Raw genomic sequence first — 5,203 nt, forward strand, 5'->3', positions numbered from 1 at the left:
ATGATCGCGATGGACGACGCCGACGTCATGCTCGCGGGCGGCGCCGAGGGCACCGTCTGCCCGCTCGGGATCGCCGGGTTCGCGCAGGCGCGCGCGCTGTCGACCAACTTCAACGACACCCCGGAAAAGGCATCGCGGCCCTATGACCGCGACCGCGACGGATTCGTGATGGGCGAAGGCGCGGGTGTGCTGGTGCTCGAGGAATACGAGCATGCCAAGGCGCGCGGCGCCAGGATCTACGCGGAAGTCGCCGGTTTCGGCATGAGCGCCGATGCCTTCCACATGACCGCGCCCGACATCGACGGCCCGCGCCGTTCCATGGTGTCGGCCCTGCGCGACGCCGGCGTGAACGCCGACCAGGTGAACTACCTCAACGCGCACGGAACGTCCACGCCGCTGGGTGACCTGAACGAGACCAATGCCATCAAGGCCGCCTTTGGCGAATCGGCGAAGAAGCTGGTGGTCAATTCCACCAAGTCGATGACAGGCCACCTGCTGGGCGGCGCCGGCGGCATTGAATCGGTCTTCACCGTGCTGGCGATTCACCACCAGAAGAGCCCACCCACGATCAACATCTTCAACCAGGACCCCGAGTGCGACCTGGACTACTGCGCGAACACCGCACGCGACATGAAGATCGACGTCGCGCTGAAGAACAACTTCGGCTTCGGCGGCACCAACGGCTCGCTGGTGTTCAAGCGGATCTGAGCGTCCGCTCGGCGTCCGTTTCTTTCCCCGGCATGCACGCAGCCCCATCGGCAAGTTATCCGGTGGGGCGCAGCCGTTTCGCGCTGGTCGCCATCGCGCTGGCCTGGCTGGCGGCGCTGGCCGGCGCGGTCGCCTGGACGCTGTCCGCGGATGAACCCGGCTGGCGGCAGGCGCTGGCCTGGGGCGGCGTCGCCGCCTGCGGCATGCTGGCCGGCGCGGCCTGGCTGCGTTCGCCGGCCGGCACGCTGGCCTGGGACGGCGGCGGCTGGCTCTGGACACCGGCGCAGGGCGCCACCGAAGGCGGCCACCCCGAAGTGGCGCTGGATCTGCAGTCACGCCTGCTGCTGCGGTGGGCGGCCGACGGCGGGGCCGTGCGCTGGCTGACGGCGGAGCGCCTGGCCGCGGCCGACCACTGGGATGCGCTGCGCCGTGCGGTATATTCGCGCCCCGGCACCCACGCACCGCATGGGGCACCGCCGCCGGTGGCCTGACGATGACCAAGACGCCTCCCGCCGCTCCCCCTCCTTCCCCGTCCGACACCGACCTCCAGCTGGTGGAGCGCACGGTCGCGGGCGACCAGAAGGCGTTCGAGCTGCTGGTGATCAAGTACCGGCGCCGCATCGAGCGGCTGATCGGGCGGATGGTGCGCGACTCCGACCTGGTGGAAGACATCGCCCAGGAGACCTTCATCCGGGCCTACCGGGCGCTGGCCCAGTTCCGCGGCGAAGCCCAGTTCTACACCTGGCTGTACCGCATTGCCGTCAACACCGCGAAAAAAGCCTTGGTCGACATGCGTCGCGATCCGGTGGTTTCCGAAAGTTCCCTCAAAGGAGGTGACGATGACGACGAAACTTCCGGCGTCGAGAACGAACTAACCACCTCCGAGACGCCGGAAACGGTGCTCGCCGCGAAGGAAATCGCGGCCACGGTGAACGCGGCCATGGAGGCGTTGCCGGACGAATTGCGGCAGGCTGTCACGCTGCGCGAGATCGAAGGCCTGAGCTACGAAGAGATCGCGGAAGTGATGAATTGCCCGATTGGCACGGTGCGATCGCGGATTTTCCGGGCGCGCGAGGCGATTTCGGCCAAAGTCAGACCCATGCTGGAAAACCAGTCGGGCAAGCGGTGGTAGGGCGGGGCAGGGTGCAAGGGATGGGCGGCAAGGTGAAGGCAATGGACAAGATGGACAAGCACGAGATGATTTCGGCGCTGGCCGACGGGCAGCTGCGCGGCGCCGACATGGCGCTGGGCGTGACCGCGGCTGCGGCCACGGTGGACGGCCGCGCCAGCTGGGACGCCTACCAGGTGATCGGCGAAGTGCTGCGCTCGGGCCACGCGCCCGTCGGGCGCAGCTCGCCGGAGGCCTTTCTGGTCCGGCTGCAGGTGCGGCTGGCGCAAGAGGCCGCGGTGCCGCGCAGCATGCCGGCGGTGCCGGCGATCGTGGTCCGGCCGCCTCGGGCCCAGGCCGCCAACGAAGGCCGCTGGAAGCTGGTGGCGGGCTTCGCCTCGGTTGCGGCGGTGGCCGCCGTCGGCTGGAACATGTTCGGCGCCGTCGCTCCGGCCGGCTCGCCGCAGCTCGCCGCGGCGCCGTCGTCGGTGCTCCCGGTCGCCGCCCAGCGCACGCCGCTCATGATCCGCGATCCGCGCCTGGACCAGCTGCTGCAGGCCCACCGCCAGCTCGGCGGTGCGACCGCCTTGCAAACGCCCTCGGGGTTCCTGCGCAACGCGACCTTCGAAGGGCCGGCCCGCTAGGGCGCGACATGGCCCGTTTGTCCGCACGCAGCCGCGTCCGATTCGCCCAGGGCCTGGTGGCCTTGTGGGCTGCCGGCGCCATGGGCCTGGCGCTCGGGCAGGGCGCTGCCGCATCCCGCGCCGACGGCAGGGAGCGCACGGTGAGCGAGTGGCTGCTGCGCATGCACGACGCCTCGCGCCAGCGCAGCTACATCGGCACTTTCGTGGTCTCGTCCGGCACCGGCGCCATGTCCAGCGCCAGGATCTGGCATGCCTGCGACGGCCAGCGCCAGATGGAGCGGGTCGAGTCGCTGACGGGCGCGCCGCGTTCGACCTTCCGTCGCGACGACGAGGTGCTGACGTTCCACCCGGAGACGCGCACCGTGCGGCGCGAGCGGCGCGAGTCGCTCGGCCTGTTTCCCGAGCTGCTCAAGCCCGCCGAGACCGCGATCCCCGAGTTCTATTCCGCCCGCCAGGTCGGCAGCGACCGCGTGGCCGGCTTCGACGCCGACGTGGTCCACATCGCGCCCAAGGACGACCTGCGCTTTGGCTACCGGATCTGGAGCGAGAAGAAAAGCGGCCTGGTGGTCAAGCTGCAGACGCTGGCCGCCGACGGCACGGTGCTCGAGGACGCCGCCTTTTCCGAGCTGCAGCTCGATGCCCCGGTGCGCATGGACAAGCTGGCGCAGATGATGCAGGTGCCCGCCGGCTGGCGGGTGGAGAAGAGCGACGCCGTCAAGACCACGCCGCTGACCGAGGGCTGGACCTTACGCGCACCGGTGGCCGGCTTCAAGCCCATGAGCTGCTACAAGCGGCCGGCCGAGGGCGTGCTGCAATGGATCTTCTCGGATGGTCTGGCCTCGGTCTCGCTGTTCGTCGAGGAGTACGACGCCAAGCGCCACACGCAGGAAGGCGTGTTCGCCAGCGGCGCCACCCACACCATGGCGCAGCGCGTGCAGGACTGGTGGCTGACGGCGGTGGGCGAAGTGCCGCCGCAGACGCTCAAAGCTTTCGGTTCGAGCCTTGAGCGGCGGCGTTGAGTCCGCATCTGAACCATCAGCCGGGCTGGCGCCGCACGGTCGCGGGATGCGTCGTTCACTGGCGCTGAACCAACACGCCGCAGCGTAGTCTCATCTGTTTTCCCCGACCCTTTCTGGAGAGGTCTGTATGTTCCGCATGGATTGGAAGAAGGTGCGCAGCTATGCCTTGGCGATGGCCCTGGCGGTGACTGCGACGGTCGCCCTGATGCCGGCCAAGCCGGTGGTAGCGCAGTCGGCGCCGCAGCCGCGCTCGCTGCCCGACTTCACCGACCTGGTCGACCAGGTCGGCCCGGCCGTCGTCAACATCCGGACCACGGAGCGCTCCCGCACGGCGGCGGGCCCGCAAACCGGCCCTGGCGGCGCCCCGATGGACGAGGAGATGCAGGAGTTCTTCCGGCGTTTCTTCGGCGTGCCGATGCCGGGCGCCCCGGGCGGGCCCAACGCGCCGCGCAGCCCGCGCCCCAGCCCGCGCGGCGGCGGTGAAGAGGAAACCCCGCGCGGCGTCGGCTCCGGCTTCATCCTGACCGCGGACGGCTTCGTGATGACCAATGCGCACGTGGTCGAGGGCGCTGACGAGGTGATCGTCACGCTGACCGACAAGCGCGAGTTCAAGGCCAGAATCGTGGGTGCCGACAAGCGCACCGACGTCGCGGTCGTCAAGATCGAGGCGACGGGCTTGCCGGCCGTGAAGGTTGGCGACGTCTCCAAGCTGAAGGTGGGCGAATGGGTGATGGCCATCGGCTCGCCGTTCGGCCTCGACAACACGGTGACCGCCGGCATCGTCAGCGCCAAGGGGCGCGACACCGGCGACTACCTGCCCTTCATCCAGACCGACGTGGCGATCAACCCGGGCAACTCCGGCGGCCCGCTGATCAACATGCGCGGCGAGGTGATCGGCATCAACAGCCAGATCTACTCGCGCTCGGGCGGCTTCATGGGCATCTCGTTCGCGATCCCGATGGACGAGGCGGTCCGGGTTGCCGAGCAGCTGCGAACCTCGGGCCGCGTCTCGCGCGGGCGCATCGGCGTGCAGATCGACCAGGTGACCAAGGACGTGGCCGAGTCCATCGGCCTGGGCAAGCCGCAGGGCGCGCTGGTGCGCAGCGTCGAGGCGGGCTCGCCGGCCGACAAGGCCGGCATCGAGGCCGGCGACATCATCACCAAGTTCAACGGGCAGGCGATCGACAAGGCAACCGACCTGCCGCGGCTGGTGGGCAACACGAAGCCGGGCACGCGCTCGACGCTCACCGTGTTCCGCCGCGGCGGCTCCAGGGACCTGGGCGTGCAGATCGCCGAGTTCGAGCCCGAGAAGCCGCCGGTGCGCAAGGCACAGGCGCCGGACGACCGGCCCAAGGCCTCGGCTGCGGCGCAGTCGCTGGGCCTGGTGGTCAGCGAACTGACTGACGCGCAGAAGAAGGATCTGAAGATCAAGGGCGGGGTCAAGGTCGATGCCGTCGCCGACCTGGCGCAGCGCTCGGGCATCCGCGAGGGCGATGTCATCGTCGCCATTGGCAATACGGAGGTCGCGTCGGTCAAGGACTTCGACGCCACGGTCGCCAAGATCGATCGCAGCAAGGCCGTGCCGGTGCTCCTGCGCCGCGGCGAACTGGCCACCTATCTCCTGCTGCGACCGGCCCGCTGAGCGCCAGCCTGGCAGCAAAAGACCTGAACCCGTACTGGGGCTCAGGGCTTTCCTGTCAAGAATGGGGAAGCGGCGGGTGCCG

General features: G+C 69.6%; 6 protein-coding genes. All 6 read left to right on the forward strand.

All coding sequences use genetic code 11. The features are described from left to right. Positions 1-708 (forward strand): beta-ketoacyl-ACP synthase II (locus JWP65_RS14930; protein ID WP_299765092.1); only part of this gene is annotated, 708 nt, incomplete at its 5' end. Between the two features lie 32 nt (positions 709-740). Further along, on the forward strand, positions 741-1,199 hold the full coding sequence (locus tag JWP65_RS14935; protein WP_299765094.1) for a hypothetical protein: 459 nt from the start codon (positions 741-743) through the stop codon (positions 1,197-1,199). A gap of 2 nt (positions 1,200-1,201) precedes the next feature. Beyond that, the gene (rpoE, locus tag JWP65_RS14940; RefSeq protein WP_299765096.1) at positions 1,202-1,840 is read left to right on the forward strand and encodes an RNA polymerase sigma factor RpoE; all 639 of its coding nucleotides are present in this window, start codon (positions 1,202-1,204) and stop codon (positions 1,838-1,840) included. A gap of 41 nt (positions 1,841-1,881) precedes the next feature. Beyond that, on the forward strand, positions 1,882-2,460 hold the full coding sequence (locus JWP65_RS14945) for a sigma-E factor negative regulatory protein (protein WP_299765098.1): 579 nt from the start codon (positions 1,882-1,884) through the stop codon (positions 2,458-2,460). A gap of 8 nt (positions 2,461-2,468) precedes the next feature. Then, the gene (locus tag JWP65_RS14950) at positions 2,469-3,479 is read left to right on the forward strand and encodes a MucB/RseB C-terminal domain-containing protein (protein WP_299765100.1); all 1,011 of its coding nucleotides are present in this window, start codon (positions 2,469-2,471) and stop codon (positions 3,477-3,479) included. 127 nt (positions 3,480-3,606) lie between these two features. After that, positions 3,607-5,121, forward strand: a complete 1,515-nt coding sequence (locus JWP65_RS14955) for a DegQ family serine endoprotease (RefSeq protein ID WP_299765102.1) — start codon at positions 3,607-3,609, stop codon at positions 5,119-5,121. Positions 5,122-5,203 lie beyond the last annotated feature (82 nt).

Origin of the sequence: Ramlibacter sp., from assembly GCF_028292805.1 — a bacterium.
GTDB lineage: Bacteria > Pseudomonadota > Gammaproteobacteria > Burkholderiales > Burkholderiaceae_C > Ramlibacter.

Coding starts and splice junctions, on each gene's coding strand:
- rpoE (WP_299765096.1), top strand. CDS start 1,202: ATGACCAAGACGCCTCCCGCCGCTCCCCCTCCTTCCCCGTCCGACACC.
- JWP65_RS14945 (WP_299765098.1), top strand. CDS start 1,882: ATGGACAAGATGGACAAGCACGAGATGATTTCGGCGCTGGCCGACGGG.
- JWP65_RS14950 (WP_299765100.1), top strand. CDS start 2,469: ATGGCCCGTTTGTCCGCACGCAGCCGCGTCCGATTCGCCCAGGGCCTG.
- JWP65_RS14955 (WP_299765102.1), top strand. CDS start 3,607: ATGTTCCGCATGGATTGGAAGAAGGTGCGCAGCTATGCCTTGGCGATG.
- JWP65_RS14935 (WP_299765094.1), top strand. CDS start 741: ATGCACGCAGCCCCATCGGCAAGTTATCCGGTGGGGCGCAGCCGTTTC.